This window comes from Oceanibacterium hippocampi, assembly GCF_900172325.1.
GTDB classification, from domain to species: domain Bacteria; phylum Pseudomonadota; class Alphaproteobacteria; order Sneathiellales; family Sneathiellaceae; genus Oceanibacterium; species Oceanibacterium hippocampi.
This window is the reverse complement of sequence record NZ_FWFR01000003.1, coordinates 728,527-743,935: the sequence shown is the minus strand read 5'-3', so window position 1 is coordinate 743,935 and position 15,409 is coordinate 728,527. Positions and strand designations below refer to the sequence as shown.

General features: G+C 68.2%; 16 protein-coding genes and 1 pseudogene. 14 read left to right on the top strand and 3 right to left on the bottom strand.

Annotated elements, in window-relative coordinates:
- The 4 genes and pseudogenes from OCH7691_RS23405 to OCH7691_RS18885 form a co-directional block, all read left to right on the top strand.
- A pseudogene (locus OCH7691_RS23405) lies at window positions 1-435 on the top strand (hypothetical protein); the annotation flags it as partial.
- Between the two features lie 15 nt (window positions 436-450).
- Window positions 451-702, top strand: a complete 252-nt coding sequence (locus OCH7691_RS18895) for a hypothetical protein (protein ID WP_085885121.1) — start codon at window positions 451-453, stop codon at window positions 700-702.
- A gap of 113 nt (window positions 703-815) precedes the next feature.
- On the top strand, window positions 816-1,451 hold the full coding sequence (locus OCH7691_RS18890) for a sigma-70 family RNA polymerase sigma factor (RefSeq protein ID WP_085885169.1): 636 nt from the start codon (window positions 816-818) through the stop codon (window positions 1,449-1,451).
- Entirely contained in the window at window positions 1,448-2,095 is a 648-nt protein-coding gene (locus OCH7691_RS18885) for a ChrR family anti-sigma-E factor (RefSeq protein ID WP_085885120.1), read from the top strand. Before OCH7691_RS18890 ends, OCH7691_RS18885 begins: the two co-directional genes overlap by 4 nt.
- Before the next feature lie 24 nt (window positions 2,096-2,119).
- On the opposite strand, the gene OCH7691_RS18880 is transcribed toward OCH7691_RS18885, so the two are convergent.
- From OCH7691_RS18880 to OCH7691_RS18870, 3 genes are read right to left on the bottom strand one after another with little or no spacing between them, the layout of a single operon-like run.
- Complete coding sequence (locus tag OCH7691_RS18880; RefSeq protein WP_085885119.1) at window positions 2,120-2,944, bottom strand: DUF1365 domain-containing protein; 825 nt, start codon at window positions 2,942-2,944, stop codon at window positions 2,120-2,122.
- A complete protein-coding gene (locus tag OCH7691_RS18875; RefSeq protein WP_085885118.1) occupies window positions 2,941-4,293 on the bottom strand; it encodes an NAD(P)/FAD-dependent oxidoreductase in 1,353 nt (450 codons plus the stop codon). Before OCH7691_RS18875 ends, OCH7691_RS18880 begins: the two co-directional genes overlap by 4 nt.
- A 5-nt stretch (window positions 4,294-4,298) precedes the next feature.
- Window positions 4,299-5,741, bottom strand: a complete 1,443-nt coding sequence (locus OCH7691_RS18870) for a cryptochrome/photolyase family protein (protein WP_085885117.1) — start codon at window positions 5,739-5,741, stop codon at window positions 4,299-4,301.
- Window positions 5,742-5,859: 118 nt separating this feature from the next.
- Between OCH7691_RS18870 and OCH7691_RS18865 the strand changes: the two genes are divergently transcribed.
- The 10 genes from OCH7691_RS18865 (at window position 5,860) to OCH7691_RS18820 (ending at window position 15,375) form a co-directional block, all read left to right on the top strand.
- Window positions 5,860-6,798 (top strand): aminotransferase class IV, encoded by a 939-nt coding sequence (locus OCH7691_RS18865; protein ID WP_085885116.1) that lies wholly within the window; start codon window positions 5,860-5,862, stop codon window positions 6,796-6,798.
- The gene (locus OCH7691_RS18860; protein WP_217808141.1) at window positions 6,795-7,538 is read left to right on the top strand and encodes a sulfotransferase-like domain-containing protein; all 744 of its coding nucleotides are present in this window, start codon (window positions 6,795-6,797) and stop codon (window positions 7,536-7,538) included. The genes OCH7691_RS18865 and OCH7691_RS18860 overlap by 4 nt, the downstream gene beginning before the upstream one ends.
- A 78-nt stretch (window positions 7,539-7,616) precedes the next feature.
- Entirely contained in the window at window positions 7,617-9,092 is a 1,476-nt protein-coding gene (gene zwf, locus OCH7691_RS18855; protein ID WP_085885115.1) for a glucose-6-phosphate dehydrogenase, read from the top strand.
- Window positions 9,076-9,804: a 6-phosphogluconolactonase gene (gene pgl / locus OCH7691_RS18850; RefSeq protein ID WP_176245161.1), complete on the top strand. Its 729-nt coding sequence runs from the start codon at window positions 9,076-9,078 to the stop codon at window positions 9,802-9,804. Before zwf ends, pgl begins: the two co-directional genes overlap by 17 nt.
- A 27-nt stretch (window positions 9,805-9,831) precedes the next feature.
- Window positions 9,832-11,649 carry a phosphogluconate dehydratase gene (gene edd / locus OCH7691_RS18845; protein ID WP_085885113.1) on the top strand — a complete coding sequence of 606 codons (1,818 nt, stop codon included), beginning with the start codon at window positions 9,832-9,834 and terminating at the stop codon, window positions 11,647-11,649.
- Window positions 11,646-12,638 (top strand): glucokinase, encoded by a 993-nt coding sequence (glk, locus tag OCH7691_RS18840; protein WP_139839787.1) that lies wholly within the window; start codon window positions 11,646-11,648, stop codon window positions 12,636-12,638. Before edd ends, glk begins: the two co-directional genes overlap by 4 nt.
- Complete coding sequence (gene eda, locus OCH7691_RS18835; protein ID WP_085885112.1) at window positions 12,635-13,270, top strand: bifunctional 4-hydroxy-2-oxoglutarate aldolase/2-dehydro-3-deoxy-phosphogluconate aldolase; 636 nt, start codon at window positions 12,635-12,637, stop codon at window positions 13,268-13,270. Before glk ends, eda begins: the two co-directional genes overlap by 4 nt.
- A gap of 96 nt (window positions 13,271-13,366) precedes the next feature.
- The gene (locus OCH7691_RS18830; protein ID WP_085885111.1) at window positions 13,367-13,738 is read left to right on the top strand and encodes a hypothetical protein; all 372 of its coding nucleotides are present in this window, start codon (window positions 13,367-13,369) and stop codon (window positions 13,736-13,738) included.
- Between the two features lie 111 nt (window positions 13,739-13,849).
- Window positions 13,850-14,410 (top strand): NAD(P)H nitroreductase, encoded by a 561-nt coding sequence (locus OCH7691_RS18825; protein WP_085885110.1) that lies wholly within the window; start codon window positions 13,850-13,852, stop codon window positions 14,408-14,410.
- A 44-nt stretch (window positions 14,411-14,454) separates the two neighbouring features.
- Window positions 14,455-15,375: a glutathione S-transferase family protein gene (locus OCH7691_RS18820; RefSeq protein WP_085885109.1), complete on the top strand. Its 921-nt coding sequence runs from the start codon at window positions 14,455-14,457 to the stop codon at window positions 15,373-15,375.
- Window positions 15,376-15,409: the final 34 nt, after the last annotated feature.

Here is a 15,409-nt window from a genome sequence, read left to right as displayed (position 1 = left end):
GCGACCGACACCGCCGCCGAGAAGCCCGACGCACCGGCGACCGACACCGCCGCCGAGAAGTCCGACGTGCCGGCGACCGACACCGCCGCCGAGAAGCCCGACGCACCGGCGACCGACACCGCCGCCGCGACGCCCGCGCCGGCGAAGATCGACCTGGAACAGCTCGAGGATCGTCTGCGCAATACCGACGCCATCGGTTTCTTCACCAAGCTGTCGCTGAAGAACGAGGTCGATGACCTGCTGACCGAGTTCGGTGCCTACCACAAGAACAAGGGGCCGGAACTCGCCTCCCTGAAGGATCGCTTCGACCTGCTGCTTCTCAAGGTACTCACCCTTCTGCAGGACAATGACAAGAAGCTGTCGGAGGATATCGTCGCCTCGCGCGACCAGATCTTCGGGCTGCTGTCCGACCCCAAGCAATTCGCCAAGCTTTAAGTAACGGAGATATCCATGCTGAAACGCACCCTTGCCGCCCTCGCGGTGGCCCTGTTCGTCGCGCCGCTGACCTTCGGGTCGGCCTCTGCCCAGGACGCCAAGACCAAAAAGGACCTGCAATCGGTTATTCTGCTGCAGGGCCTGCCATGTGGTAGCGTCAAGTCGTACGAAAAGAAGGGCGAGAACGATTACATTGCGACCTGCGAGAACGGCAAGCGCTACCACGTCTTCGTTGACCAGGGCAGGGTTCAGGTCGTCGCCCAGTGAAGCGCCACGGCGCGTCCGCCGTCGGCCTCCGGCCGGATGTCCCTGCCTGACTGATCCGCCGACGCCAAATCCGCGTATCTCCCGGTATGAACCCTGGGGAACTCGTCGAATACATGCGTGCAGCGCGGCCGGGCTTCGGAACCGGAGAGCCGTCGCTGACGGCCGTCATGATGAACGTCGCCGCCGGCGCGCCTGAGAACCCGGTCGAGGACCGGCTGTGCGACTGTGTCGAGGCAATCGCCGCGGCCGGCGACCGGGCAGCTTTCGCCGAGTTGTTCGAGCATTTCGCGCCGCGCCTGAAAGCCTTCGTCATGCGCGCCGGGGCCGATCCCGAGACCGCCGAGGAACTGATGCAGGAGGCGATGATCGCGGTCTGGCGCAAGGCGGCGAGCTTCGACCGCAGCCGCGCCAGCGCCTCGACATGGATCTTCACGATCGTCCGGAACAAGCGGATCGACCGTTTCCGTCGCGCCTCGCGCCCGCAGATCGACCCGGCCGAAGTCGAGTTGATGACCGAGGCGGTCGAAACCCCGGACATGATCGTCGCCCGCGGCCAGGCCGAGGCGCGCCTGCGCGATTCCCTGACCAGCCTGTCCGAAGAGCAGATCTCGGTCATCCGCAAGGCATTCTTCGAAGACAAGTCCCACAGTGTTATCTCCGACGAACTCGGCCTGCCGCTCGGCACCGTGAAATCGCGGATCCGCCTGGCGCTCGCACGCCTGCGGCTGATTCTGGAGCCTGAGTCATGATTGCCCACCACCCGCCGCTTGAACTGCTTTTCGACTATGCCGCCGGCGTATCGGCCGAATCGGCTTCCCTGCTGGCCGCGTCCCATCTCGTCTTCTGTCGGGAATGCCGGGACAGGGTCGCTCGCATCGAGGCCCTCGGCGGCGCGATGATCGACCGCCTGCCGGGCGAGGCGCCTGCCGCCGGCGCCTTCGAGGCCGTGCTCGGCCGTCTCGATGAGCCCGAGGAAATTCTGCCCCAGCCTGAATTCGATGCCGTGACCCGGACGATCCTGCCGTCACCGCTCCGCGATTACCTGAACGCCGACCTGAAGGATCTGAAGTGGCGCCGCCGCAGCCTGGTGCATGAGGAAGTGCCGCTCGGCCGGACCGAGGACGGCGCCAAGCTGACGCTGTTGAAGATCCACGCCGGGAAAGGCGTCCTCAACCATACCCACAAGGGCGAGGAATTCACCCTGGTGCTGCAGGGCGGCTATTCCGACGCGGACGGCCACTACGGCCGTGGCGATGTCGCGGTCGGCGATCCCTCGGTCACCCATCGTCCGGTCGCCGACCCGGGCGAGGATTGCATCTGCCTCACCGTCGTGCAGGGACCGTTGCATTTCACCGGCCTCGTGGGCCGGATCATCAACCCGTTCGTGCACTGAGGAAGCGGCGCGCGGCCGCCCCGCTCAGGCGGCGCCCCGATGCCTGTCGAACCGCTCCCGCTGCCGGCGCGGCGCCACGGTCACTTCGGTTGCCGGGGCCGGCGGGCTGCGGCGGAAGCGGGCGCCCTTGCGCCATAATCTCCACGCCTCCCAGTGAATGCCGGCGATGATCTTCCAACTGCTCAGCGGGTGACGGATCAGGAGCCTGAGGATCGCGCGATCCCCGAGCGGTTGGGCGAGCGCACCATGGCTCGCGACGAGCAGCGGTCCGTCCCCGTCGTCGGTATGGATTAGCATCCGGAAACGGCCATCGCGCATGACGACATGGAAGCGATAGCGCATCGCCATGTCGATGAAGGGCGAGACGTGCAGGGCCTTGTCGCAGGCCTGCCGGAATCCGTTGGCGAGGCTGTCCCCGGGTTCGGCCGGCAACAGGTAGACGTGGCGCAGGCCGAAGGTATTGCTGACCTCGCACAGCATGGCGATCAGCCCTCCCTCGGCGTCGAGGCAGAAATAGACACTGATCGGGTTGAAGACATGGCCGAGGAGGCGGGGGAAACAGAGGATGCGGATTCGCGCTGGCTTTTCCGCGATGCCGGCGTCGCTCAGGACCCGCTCGATCCAACCCCGTAACGGCCGGCCGTCGCCCGGGCCGTGATCCCGGTCGTGGAAGGCGAACAGGCCGCGGCGATTGTAGGCGAACAATCTCAGCCGATCGTCGAGGACCGGCAGCTCGTCGAGATCGAGCAGGAGCGAGAAAACCCGGTATCGCAGGTCGTGAACGAAGGGTCGCAGCCGCCGGTGGCGGACGATGCCCGCGAGGATCGCCGATGCGGGATCGCCGCTCAAGCGACGGCCTCCGCGCCTGCAACAACGTCCGGCGATGCGGCGGGCCGATCCCACGGCAAGGCGATTCCGTGCCGGCGGACCACGTCGAGGCCGGATCGCAGGGCGTCCTCGTGGAAGCCGAAGCCGTGATAGCTGCCGCAGAACCAGGTGTGGTTGCGGCCCTGCAGGCCAGCCAGCGCGCCCTGCGCGTCCAGCGCCGCCTGGTCGAACAACGGATGGTCGTAGGCGAACTCGCACTCGTAGTGCGTCTCGCGCGGTTCGGTGAACGGATTGAGCGACAGCAAGACCGGCTGCGCGGTCCTGATGCCCTGCAACCGGTTCATCCAGTAGGTGATCGAGAGTGCCGGACCGTCCTTCGCCCTGGTGCTGAGATAGTTCCAGCTCGACCAGGCGGCCTCGCGGCGCGGCATCAGGCGGGGGTCGCGATGCAGGACGGCCCGGTTCCGCTGGTACCGGAAGGCGCCGAGCACGCGGCGCTCCGCTGGCCCCGGATCGGCCAGCAGGCCGAGCGCCTGGTCGCCGTGTGTGGCGATCACCACCTCGTCGAAGCTTTCCGTGCCACAGTCGGTGGCGACCTCCGCGCCGTCCGCCGTGCGGACGATCTGGCGAACCGGGCAACCGAGCCGGATGTCGCCGATCGCGCGCGCCAGCTGGTCGACATATTGCCGGCTGCCGCCGGTGACGGTGCGCCAGTTGGCGCGCGCCCCGAAATGGAACAGCTGGTGGTTCATGAAGAAGCGGATGAAGCTCGACGCCGGGTAGAACAGCATCTCCTCGGCCGGGGCCGACCAGATCGCGGCCGCCATCGGCAGCAGGTGCAGGTCGCGGACCGAGGGCAGGCAGTGTGGCGGGGCGAGGAGGTCGCCGAGCGACCAGCGTTGCCGCTCGGCCTTCTCCAGCAGACCGGGCGCGCGGGCGTAGAATTCGGCGATACCCGCGAGCAGGCGCCAGTGGCGCGGATTGGCGATATTGCGCTTCTGCGCGAACAGGCCGGCAAGGCCGCTGCCGCCGTATTCCAGGCGGCCGTCGTCCATCGAGACCGAGAACGACATGTCGCTTTCTTCCGTCACGATGCCCTGATCGGCGAACAGGGCGCAGAGTTCGGGATAGGTGCGCGGATTGTAGACGATGAAACCGGTGTCCACCGGAACGGTGCCACCGCGATCGGCGACCTCGACCGTATTGCTGTGGCCGCCCAGCCGCTCGCCCGCTTCGAAGAGCGTGACCCGGTGGCCCCGCGAGAGTCCCCAGGCCGCGCCCAGACCGGCCACACCCGAGCCGACGACGGCGATACGGCGCGGCGGTCCCGGATTCCGTTCCAGCATGTGAAAGTCGTGACGGGCATTCATGCTGATCAGACCTTTTCCGATTCGGTGAGCGATTGGAAGGCCGAAAGCGCCCGCTTGCGGGCAAACGCGTGATCGACCATCGGCGCGGGATAGTCCCGGTCCAGCACGATCCCGGCGGCTTCCAGCGTCGTCGCCGGGGCGTCCCACGGGTGGTGCAGGTAACGGTCTGGCAGGTCGGCGATTTCAGCCAACCAGCGCCGCACATAGGCGCCGTCGCGATCGAACCGTGTGCCCTGGAGGACCGGGTTGAAGATCCGGAAATAGGGCGCGGCGTCGGCGCCCGAGCCCGCGACCCACTGCCAGTTGACGATATTGCTGGCCGGGTCGAAGTCGACCAGGCAATCGCGGAACCAGCGCTCGCCGGCCCGCCAGTCGATCAGCAGGTGCTTCACCAGGAAGGAGGCCGCGACCATCCGCACCCGGTTGTGCATCCAGCCCGTCCGCCGCAACTGGCGCATCCCGGCATCGACCAGCGGATAGCCGGTCAGGCCGTCCTGCCAGCGCTGCAACGCCGCCGCGTCGTCCCGCCAGGGAAAGGTGTCGAATTTCTTCTGGAGCGGCTCATCGACGATCCGTGGAAAGTGATGGAGCAGGTGGGCGCCGAAATCGCGCCAGCCGAGTTCGCGCAGGAAGGCCTCGCCACCTCGTTCGGCACCGCCGACGGCGGCCTGCGCGGCGACATGCCAGGCGGTGCGGATGCTGACCTCGCCGAAATGGAGATGCGGCGAAAGACGCGAGGTGCCGACCCGGCCCGGCAGGTCGCGGCCTTCCGGGTAATCGGCCATCGGGCCGTCGACGAAATCGGCCAGCGCCTCCCGCGCGCCCGCTTCGCCGGGCTGCCAGTCGCCCTCCCACCCGGCGATCTGTTCTTTGCTTTCGGTCACGAGGCCCAGTTCCTCCAGGGCGAGACCGTCGGGCAGGTTCGTCGGCGTCGTCAGCCGTTCGGGCGCGGGGCGTGGCGTCCCGCTCTCGAAGCCGTGCCGGAGCGCCTTCCAGAACGGTGTGAAGACCCGGTACGGCCCACCCGCGCCGGTGCGGAACCGGTCGGGATCGGCGAGCAGGCGGCCGGCGAAGCGCCGGGTCGCGATGCCATGTTCCGACAATCGCGTGGAAATATCCTGTTCCCGGGCCGCCACGCCGGGCTCGTGGCCCCGCTCGAGATGCAGCGCGCCGGCGCCGATCTCGGTCGCCAGCCGGGGAAGAACGGTTTCGGTCGGGCCTTGCAGGATGAGAAGGGACGAGCCGCGCGTTGCCAGATCGGCGTCCAGCGAAGCGAGGCTCCGGTGCAGCCACCAGTCGGAGGCCTGCCCGGACGGGTCCGGCGGATCGCGGACGAAGACCGGAACGACCGGGGCACCGTCGCGCTCCGCCGCGCCCAGTGCCGCATTGTCGTGAAGCCGCAGATTGCGGCGAAACCAGACGATGACCGGTTTTTCGGTCGCTGCCACGGGCAAACTCCATCGGGGACCGGCGGCGCGCGCAACGCGCCTTCCGTATCTATTAGACGTTGCCTGCGCGCTTTCGGATCATCTAGCTTGCCGAAGCAACCGCATGATTGGGGATTCCATGGCCAAGGGCACGCACGAGCACGCGCTCGACCCCCGCAACGAGACGATCCTGATATCGGTGAACGGCGCGTTGAAGCCGCGGGCCGAGGCGGTCGTCTCGGTTTTCGACAGCGGCTTCATTCTCGGCGACGGCGTCTGGGAGGGATTGCGGGTCCACAATGGTGGCATCGCCTTTCTCGACCAGCATCTCGACCGCCTGTTCGAGGGTGCCAAGGCGATCGACATGGATATCGGGCTCAGCCGCGAGGCGCTGACCGAGCGGCTGTTCGAGACACTGGCCGCGAACGGCATGTCGTCGGGCGTGCATATCCGCCTGATGGTGACGCGCGGCGTCAAGTCGACGCCCTACCAGGATCCGCGCATGACGATCACCCCCGCGACGATCGTCATCATCCCGGAATACAAGGAACCGACGCCGGAGGTAATCACCCGGGGCGTGCGCCTGTTCACCGTGCATGTACGGCGCGGGGCGCCCGATGTGCAGGACCCGATGCTGAACAGTCACAGCAAGCTCAACTGCATCACCGCCTGCATCCAGGCCGCCAAGGCCGGCGCCGACGAGGCCCTGATGCTGGATCCGCACGGGTTCGTCGCGACCTGCAACTCGACCCATTTCTTCATCGTCCGCAAGGGCGAACTGTGGACCTCGAGCGGCCGTTACTGCCTGCACGGCATCACCCGTGGCAACGTGCTGTCGCTCGCCCGGGAAGCCGGGATCCCGGCACACGAGAAGGATTTCAGCCTGACCGAGGTCTATTCCGCCGACGAGGCCTTCGTGACCGGCACCTTCGCCGGCCTGGTGCCGGTTTTCGAGGTCGACGGCCGGACGATCGGCGGCGGCCGGGAAGGTGGGCCCGGGCCGATGACGCGGCGCCTTCGCGAGTTCTACGCGACGCTCATCGAGCGCGAATGTTCGCCCCGGGAACTCGCGGTGTGAGCGAGCCCGTGCGGATCGCCATGTGGTCGGGGCCGCGCAACATCTCCACGGCGATGATGCGCGCCTTCGGAAACCGTGCCGATTGCGCCGTCGTCGACGAACCGCTCTACGGTTTCTATCTGGCCCGCACCGGGCTTGACCATCCGGGCGCCGAGGCGGTGATCGCCAGCCAGCCGAACGACTGGCGGGAGGTGGCGGCGACGCTGACCGGGCCGGTGCCGGGCGGGGCGGCGGTCTTCTACCAGAAGCACATGGCCCATCACCTGTTGGCCGGAGTCGGGCGCGGCTGGCTCGCCCGGCTCAGCAACTGCTTCCTGATCCGCGATCCGCGCGAAGTCATCGCCTCCTACGTCAAGGCGCGCGAGCAGGTATCCGCCGCCGACCTGGGATACGAGGTCCAGTTCGCGATCTTCGAGGCGGAGAAGCGCCGTACCGGGCGGACGCCGCCGGTGCTCGATGCCGGCGACGTGCTGCGCGACCCCGCGGGGATGCTTTCGGCGCTCTGCAAGGCGGTCGGCATCGCCTTCGACCGGGCGATGCTGTCCTGGCCGGCCGGGCGGCGCGAGAGCGACGGCGTCTGGGCGCCCTACTGGTACGCCAATGTCGAGCGTTCGACCGGGTTCCTGCCCTTTACCCCATCAAGCCGGGAACTGCCGCCCGACCTGGAACCGTTGGCGGCTGAATGCCGGCCGTGGTTCGAAGCCTTGTTCGCGGAACGGCTGCGGCCGGTCGAACGTTGACATTGGCCGGACCTCACCGCATCCATTGCACCATACCATGATCAGGGGAATCGCGATTTACCGCGCGATCGGTTCAATATGACACTGGCTCCGGGCGTTGGCCCCTTCGACCTCGTGGTGTTCGGCGGCACCGGCGACCTCGCCATGCGCAAGCTCATGCCGGCCTTGCTGTACAGCGAGGGCGACGGCCGGCTTCCGGCGGAGAGCAACGTCATCGGCGTCGGCCGGACCGACCTCACGCGGGAGGCCTACGTCGAGCGCGTGGCTGCCGCCTGCCAGGCCAATGCCGAGGCGGACTCGCCGGGCGACGAGGTCTGGGACCGGTTCGCCGGGCGGATCGAATATGCCTGTATCGACGAGATGGCGGCCGAGCCCTACGCGGCGCTGAGGCGCCTTCTGGAGCCGCGCGGCGATCGCATCCGTGTCTTCTATCTGGCCACCCATTCGGACGTGTTCGGTGACATCTGCCATCGCCTGAACGCCGCCGGACTGGTCACCGAGACGTCCCGCGTGGTTCTGGAAAAGCCGCTCGGCAACGACCTCCGCTCGGCCTGCGCCGTCAACGATGCGGTTCGCGAGGTCTTCGACGAGGGCCGGATCTACCGGATCGACCATTATCTGGGAAAGGAGACGGTGCAGAACCTGCTGGTGCTGCGCTTCGCCAACACGCTGTTCGAACCGCTCTGGCGGCGCGAGTTCATCGATCACGTGCAGATCACGGTGGCCGAGACGGTCGGCGTCGAGGGTCGTGGCGGTTTCTACGACAAGGCCGGCGCGCTCCGCGACATGATGCAGAACCATCTTCTGCAACTCCTTTGCATGGTGGCGATGGAGCCGCCCGCCAATCTCGATCCGGATGCGGTCCGCGACGAGAAGGTCAAGGTGCTGCGGGCGCTCAAGCCGCTGACCGAGGCCGAGGCGGCGAAGAAGACCGTGCGTGGCCAGTACACGCGCGGCATTGCCAACGGGGCCGCGGTGCCGGGCTACCTGGACGAGCTCGACAGCAAGGACAGCCGGACCGAGACCTTCGTCGCCATCAAGGCGGAGCTCGAGAACTGGCGATGGGCCGGCGTCCCCTTCTATCTGCGGACCGGCAAGCGGCTGCCCGAACGCTGGTCGGAGATCGTCGTGCAGTTCCGCCCGGTGCCGCATCACATCTTCCCGTCCGAGGCTGGCGCGCCGATCGCGAACCGGCTGGTCATCCGGCTGCAGCCGGACGAGGGCATCAAATTTCACATGATGAACAAGGTTCCCGGCCCGGGCGGCCTGAAGTTCCGCGAGGCGCCGCTCAACCTGAGCTTCGCCGAGACGTTCCGAACCCGCAGCCCCGGCGCCTACGAGCGCCTGCTGCTCGACACGGTGCGCGGCAACCCGACGTTGTTTATGCGGGCTGACGAGGTCGAGGCGGCCTGGATCTGGACCGATTCCGTGCTCGCCGCCTGGGAAACTATCGACGAGAAGCCGAAGAACTACTCGGCCGGCACCTGGGGGCCGTCCGCGGCGATCGCACTGATCGAACGCGATGCGCGAACCTGGCATGAAGATGAAGGCTGAGAGCGCGGCAGGACCGGTGCCGATCGAGCATCGTTTCGAGGACCGGATGAGCCTCGACTGGGGGTTGGCCGCCGATCTGGCCGGGGCGATCCGTGCCCGCCTTGCCGAGGCCGAACGGGCGACGCTGGTGGTCTCCGGCGGCTCGACGCCGCGCGAGATGCTTGGCCTGCTCGCCAGCGCCGACCTCGACTGGAGCCGCGTCGACGTGACCCTTGCCGATGAACGGCGCGTGCCTGCTTCCGACCCCGCGAGCAATGCCGCCATGGTGCGCCGGACCCTGCTGGTCGAGCGTGCCGCCGCCGCGCGCCTGGTGCCGCTGGAACGGAACGACGCCGATCCGGAGGCCGGCCTCGCGGCCGCCGAGGCGGCGCTCGGCGACTTGTCGTGGCCGGCCGCGGCGGTCGTCCTCGGCATGGGCACGGACGGCCATTTCGCCTCGTTGTTCCCGGCGATGGAGGGACTGGAGGCGGCGCTTGCACTGGATGCCCCGAACCGCCTCGTTGCCGTGCCGGGGCTGGCCGGCCGCGAGCCCCGGATCAGCCAGACCCTGCGATCGCTCCTCGACTGCCGGCGGTTCGTTCTCCATATCCAGGGTGAGGAGAAGTGGCGCATCATGGAAGCGGCGCGGACCTCGGGCGCGGTCGACGGGCTGCCTGCACGGGCGCTTTTCCGACAGCGGACCCGACCGCTTGACGTCTATTGGGCGCCGTGACCGACCGGAACGACAAGAGGCTCCGCAATGCATGACGTAGTTCGCGACGTGACCGACCGCATCATCGCCCGCAGCGCCGACCGGCGCGGCGCCTATCTGGAACGGCTGGAGCGCAGCCACCGTGACGGGCCGCAGCGCGAGCGGTTGTCCTGCGGCAATCTCGCCCATGGCTGCGCCGCCTCCGACCAGACCGGCAAGAACCGGCTGGCGAAGGAACCGGCGGCGAATATCGGTATCGTCTCGGCCTATAACGAGATGCTCTCGGCACACCAGCCCTATCTCGCCTTTCCGCCGCTGATCCGCGCCGCCGTGCGCGAGGTCGGGGCCGAGATGCAGTTTGCCGGCGGCGTGCCGGCAATGTGCGACGGCGTGACCCAGGGCCAGGTCGGCATGGAGCTCTCGCTGTTCAGCCGTGACGTGATCGCCCAGGCGACCGCGGTGGCGCTCTCGCACAACATGTTCGACGGCGCCCTCTGCCTCGGGATCTGCGACAAGATCGTGCCGGGCCTGCTGATCGGCGCGCTCACCTTCGGCCATCTGCCGACCCTGTTCGTGCCGGCCGGACCGATGCCGTCCGGCCTCTCCAACAAGGAGAAGGCGCGGGCGCGCGAGCAGCATGCGACCGGCGAGATCGGCCGCGACGGCCTGCTCGCCGCCGAGATGGCATCCTATCACAGCCCGGGCACCTGCACCTTCTACGGGACCGCCAACAGCAACCAGATGCTGATGGAGCTGATGGGCCTGCAGCTTCCCGGTTCGTCCTTCGTCAATCCGGGCACGCCGCTGCGCGATGCCCTGACGCGCGCCGCTGCCCGCCAGGTCATCTCGCTGACCGCGCATTCCGGCGACTATCGTCCGATCGGTCGCATCGTCGACGAGCGCGCGGTGGTGAACGGCGTCGCCGGCCTGCTGGCGACCGGCGGGTCGACCAATCACACCATGCACCTCGTGGCGATCGCCCGGGCCGCTGGCATCGTGCTGACCTGGGAGGATATCGACGCGCTGTCGGCGGTCGTGCCGCTGCTCGCCCGGGTCTATCCGAACGGCAGCGCCGACGTGAACCAGTTCCATGCGGCCGGCGGGCTCGCTTGGCTGACCGCCGAGCTGCGGCGCGGCGGCTTCGTCCATGACGACGTGATGACCGTCGCCGGTCCGGGCCTCGCGCCCTATACCTGCGAGGCGGTGCTCGAGGATGGCCTGCTGACCTGGCGCCAGGGTCCGGCAACGAGTCGTGACCCGTCCATTCTCCGCACCTTCGAGGATCCCTTCGCGCCGGACGGCGGGATCAAGCTCATGCAGGGCAATCTCGGCCGTGCCGTTACCAAGACCTCGGCCGTCGCGCCGGAGCACAGGCTGGTCGAGGCGCCGGCGGTGATCTTCGACGATCAGGACGCGATGGTCGCGGCCTTCAAGCGCGGCGAACTGCATCGCGATCACGTCGCCGTCGTCCGCTTCCAGGGGCCGCGCGTCAACGGCATGCCGGAACTGCACAAGCTGACGCCGCCGCTCGGCGTGCTGCAGGATCTGGGCTACCGCGTCGCGCTGATCACCGACGGGCGGATGTCGGGCGCTTCCGGCAAGGTACCCTCGGCGATTCATGTGACGCCCGAGGCCGGTGCCGGCGGCGGCCTCGCCCGTCTCCGCGACGGCGATATCGTCCGCTACGACGCCGACAACGGGCGCCTGGAAGCGCTGGTCCCGGCCGAAGAATGGCAGGCCCGGCCGCTGGTCGGCCATGACCCGTCCCGCTCGGCGAGCGGCTACGGGCGTGAACTCTTCGCTGGAATGCGCAGCATCGTCTCGCCGGCCGACGAGGGCGCGGCGAGCTTCGGCTGGGCGGCATGACGGCTGCGGGCGGTGCGACCGCTGACAACTGGGCGCTGCTCGGCGATCTGGGCGGCACGAACGCGCGCTTCGCGCGGCGCGAGGCGGACGGCAGCATAAGGGACCCGCGCAACCTCGCCTGCGCCGACTATGCGGATCCGGCGGCGGCGGCGGAGGCCTATCTTGCGACGCAATCGGGCCGGCCGCGGGTCGCCAGCCTGTCGATCGCGAGCCCGGATCGCGGCGACCGGGTGACGATGACCAACAGCGGCTGGGAATTCTCGGCCGCGGAAACGCGCGAGCGGCTCGGGCTCGACGCGCTTCACCTGTTGAACGACTTCTCCGCCCAGGCACTCGCGGTCACCGGTCTCGATACCGGCGAGCGAATCCCGATCGGCGGCGGGGCACCGGAGGACGGCGCACCGATCGGCGTCATCGGCGCCGGCACCGGACTCGGCGTCTCCGGTCTGGTACCCTGTCACGGCGAATGGATCGCGCTCAGGAGCGAAGGCGGCCATGTCGGCTTTAGCCCGGAGAGCCCGCGCGAGGCCGCCGTCCACCAGTTGCTGATCGACGAGTTCGGGAGGGTCTCGGCGGAGCTTCTTGTGTCGGGGCCCGGAATCGAGCGGCTTTATGCCTGTCTGGCGCGGCTCGACGGGATCGACGGGCCCTGTCCGGACGCGGCGACCATCACCTCACCGGCGCGCCGCGAGAGCGATCCGCTGGCGGGCGAGGCGACGGCACTGTTCTGTGCCTTCCTGGGATCGGTGGCGGGTGACCTGGCGCTGACGCTCGGCGCCTTCGGCGGAGTCTATGTTTCAGGCGGCATCGCCCCGCAGCTCGGGTCGACATTCGTCGCCAGCGACTTTCGTCGCCGTTTCGAAGGCAAGGGGCGGCTGAGCACGATGATGGCGGCGGTGCCCACCTATCTGGTGACGGCAGACCACATGGGGCTGCGCGGCGCGGCGGTCCATCTGGCACGACAGGAGCGGGAGCGGCAGGCGGCATGAACGGGATTGGTGACGACACGGAACGGCTGGCCGGGATCCTGGCGCTGGCGCCGGTGATCCCGGTGCTGAAGGTCGCGCGGGAGGCGGACGCGGCGCCGCTCGCCCGTGCCCTTGTCGACGGCGGTCTCCCGGTGATCGAGGTCACCCTGCGCAGTGACGCGGCCCTTGGCGCGATCGAACGGATGGCGTCTGTCGAGGGCGCGGTCGTCGGTGTCGGCACGGTGACCCGGCCATCGGATTTCCGGGCCGCCCGCGATGCCGGTGCGCGCTTCGCGGTCAGCCCCGGATTCGCCGCCGACCTGGCGGATGCTGCGGAAGGCGCCGGCTTGCCCTTTCTGCCCGGCATCGCGACGGCGGGCGAGGCGATGGCGGCGCTTCGCCACGGTCTGCGGTACCTGAAATTCTATCCGGCCACGGCGGCCGGCGGCATTCCGATGCTGAAGGCGCTGGCCGGGCCGTTCCCTGACCTGCGCTTCTGTCCGACCGGCGGGCTCAACGGCGAGAATTTCCGGGATTACCTGGCGCTTGCCAACGTTGTCTGTGTCGGCGGCTCCTGGATTGCCCCCGACGCTCTGGTCGATGCCGGCGACTGGGCCGGTATTGCCGGAAAAGCGCGGGCCGCGGCGGGTTGATCGATGTCAATGCCGCCGGCCGACCGGCACGCTTGGCTGTCGGGATGATGTCGTGACCGGCAGGCGCGGCATGTCTGAACCGAAGGAGTAGGATCGATGGCCCTGAAGCATATCCGTCTGGAGCTCGCCCGCTGCAAGGAGTACCCGGAAGGCAGCGCGGAGCATGGCTACGAGCTCTATGCGCCGCTCACGTCGGAAGGCCATCTCGACGCCGGTCGCTGGCGCGACCACCGCGAGACCTGCACGGTCCGGCGCTTCTGGGGCCATGAGGGCGACGAGATCGGCCACCTGGTGCACAAGTCGGGCGGGCCGACCGGGGTCTGGGCCTTCCACTACGACGGTACCGAACCGGAGGATGACGAGCCGCTGTTCAAGCTCGACAGTCATCGTTTTGCGGTCGGCGAGTATCTTTCAATCCGGGAATCGGACGGCGAGTCGCGAACCTTCGTCGTTGCCGTCGTGCGTTGAAATGAAAAAGGGATTATCCATTCGGCCGGGCGGGTTTTCGATTGCCGACGACGGCAGGATTGCCCATCTAGGAGTCATTCGCAGTAACCGATCGATCCCCCGGAGCTAGACATGGATGCCATCACGGCCCTGATGACCCGCGCCTCGCATTCGCGCCTGACCGAACCAGGTCCGGACGACGACGCGCTTTCGACCATCCTCGGCGCGGCCATGACCGCGCCGGACCATGGCCGGCTTCGTCCCTGGCGGTTCCTGGTGTTTCGCGGCGAGGGACTGGTGCGCCTGGGCGATATCTTTGCCGAGGCCCACGCAGCGCGGGATCCGGACGCGCTGCCGGCCGCGGTGGAGAAGGCGCGCGGCAAGCCGCTTCGTGCCCCGGTCGTGATCGCGGTAATCGCGAAGGTTCAGGAGAACGGGAAGATCCCTGCCGTCGAACAGGTGCTCTCGGCCGGCGCGGCCGCGCAGAACATGCTTCTCGCTGCCCATGCACTCGGCTGGGGCGCGATGTGGCGGACCGGCGCGCCCGCCTACGACGAGACGGTACGGCGCGCGCTCTCGGTCAACGGCGCCGAGGCGATCGTCGGCTATCTCTATCTCGGCACGCCGAAGGGCGAGGCCGCGCCCGAACGGCCGGATCCGGCTGAATTCGTGGAATACTGGACCGGCGCCTGACGCGGCGGGTCGCGACAATAACGATAACAGGGGAGCAGAGCGCCATGAGCGACATCATTCTTCACCACTACCCGGCTTCACCCTTCGCCGAGAAAATCCGCCTGATCTTCGGCCTGAAAGGCCTCGCCTGGAAGTCGGTCAAGATCCCGATGGTGATGCCGAAGCCGGACCTGATGCCGCTCACCGGCGGTTACCGTAAAACCCCGGTGATGCAGATCGGCGCCGACATCTATTGCGACACGGTGCTGATCGCCCGCGAACTGGAGCGGCGTCATCCGGCACCGACGCTGTATCCGCATGGCAGCGAGGCGGTCTCTCTCGGGCTCAGTTTCTGGACCGACAAGACCCTGTTCCGCGATGTCGGCGCGCTGGTGTTCGGCTCGATCGGCGAGCAGATGCCGGAAGCCTTCCTGAAGGACCGGGCCGAGTTCCGCGGCGCGCCGTTCGATATCGAACGGATGAAGGCGGCCGTGCCGAACGCCCAGGACCAGGTGCGTGCCGCCCTCGAATGGGTCGAGACGGGTCTTGCCGACGGCCGAAAGTTCCTGCTCGGTGATACGCCGGGCCTTGCGGACCTGAATGTCTATTTCAACGTATGGTTCCTGCAGCGCGCCGCCGAGGACGTCCGGGGTTTCCTCGACGACTTCAAGCGGATCGCCGACTGGTCGGGGCGGGTCGCTGCGATCGGTCACGGTGACATGTCCGTGATCTCCAGCGGGGATGCGCTGGAGATCGCGCGCGATTCCGAACCGGTGGCGAGCGAGTCGACCGATGCGGGCGATCCGCGCTGCCTGAAGCCCGGTGCCCGGGTATCGGTGTCGCCGGACGATACCGGGCGGGTCCCGGTCGAGGGCGTTCTGGCCGCCTCCGGCAGTGACCGCATCGTCATCCGCCGTTCCGATCCGCGTATCGGCGACGTCGCGGTCCATTTCCCGCGCGCCGGCTATCGTGTATTAGTCCTGTGACCAGCCTGATCATCAACTGAGCAGTACCCAGACC

What these genes read in the sequence shown, in the direction of transcription:
- OCH7691_RS18885 (WP_085885120.1), top strand. Translation starts at nt 1,448, where the DNA reads ATGATTGCCCACCACCCGCCGCTTGAACTGCTTTTCGACTATGCCGCC.
- OCH7691_RS18830 (WP_085885111.1), top strand. Translation starts at nt 13,367, where the DNA reads ATGGCCCTGAAGCATATCCGTCTGGAGCTCGCCCGCTGCAAGGAGTAC.
- edd (WP_085885113.1), top strand. Translation starts at nt 9,832, where the DNA reads ATGCATGACGTAGTTCGCGACGTGACCGACCGCATCATCGCCCGCAGC.
- glk (WP_139839787.1), top strand. Translation starts at nt 11,646, where the DNA reads ATGACGGCTGCGGGCGGTGCGACCGCTGACAACTGGGCGCTGCTCGGC.
- OCH7691_RS18875 (WP_085885118.1), bottom strand. Translation starts at nt 4,293, where the DNA reads ATGAATGCCCGTCACGACTTTCACATGCTGGAACGGAATCCGGGACCG.
- OCH7691_RS18890 (WP_085885169.1), top strand. Translation starts at nt 816, where the DNA reads ATGCGTGCAGCGCGGCCGGGCTTCGGAACCGGAGAGCCGTCGCTGACG.
- eda (WP_085885112.1), top strand. Translation starts at nt 12,635, where the DNA reads ATGAACGGGATTGGTGACGACACGGAACGGCTGGCCGGGATCCTGGCG.
- OCH7691_RS18895 (WP_085885121.1), top strand. Translation starts at nt 451, where the DNA reads ATGCTGAAACGCACCCTTGCCGCCCTCGCGGTGGCCCTGTTCGTCGCG.
- OCH7691_RS18865 (WP_085885116.1), top strand. Translation starts at nt 5,860, where the DNA reads ATGGCCAAGGGCACGCACGAGCACGCGCTCGACCCCCGCAACGAGACG.
- pgl (WP_176245161.1), top strand. Translation starts at nt 9,076, where the DNA reads ATGAAGATGAAGGCTGAGAGCGCGGCAGGACCGGTGCCGATCGAGCAT.
- OCH7691_RS18825 (WP_085885110.1), top strand. Translation starts at nt 13,850, where the DNA reads ATGGATGCCATCACGGCCCTGATGACCCGCGCCTCGCATTCGCGCCTG.
- OCH7691_RS18820 (WP_085885109.1), top strand. Translation starts at nt 14,455, where the DNA reads ATGAGCGACATCATTCTTCACCACTACCCGGCTTCACCCTTCGCCGAG.
- zwf (WP_085885115.1), top strand. Translation starts at nt 7,617, where the DNA reads ATGACACTGGCTCCGGGCGTTGGCCCCTTCGACCTCGTGGTGTTCGGC.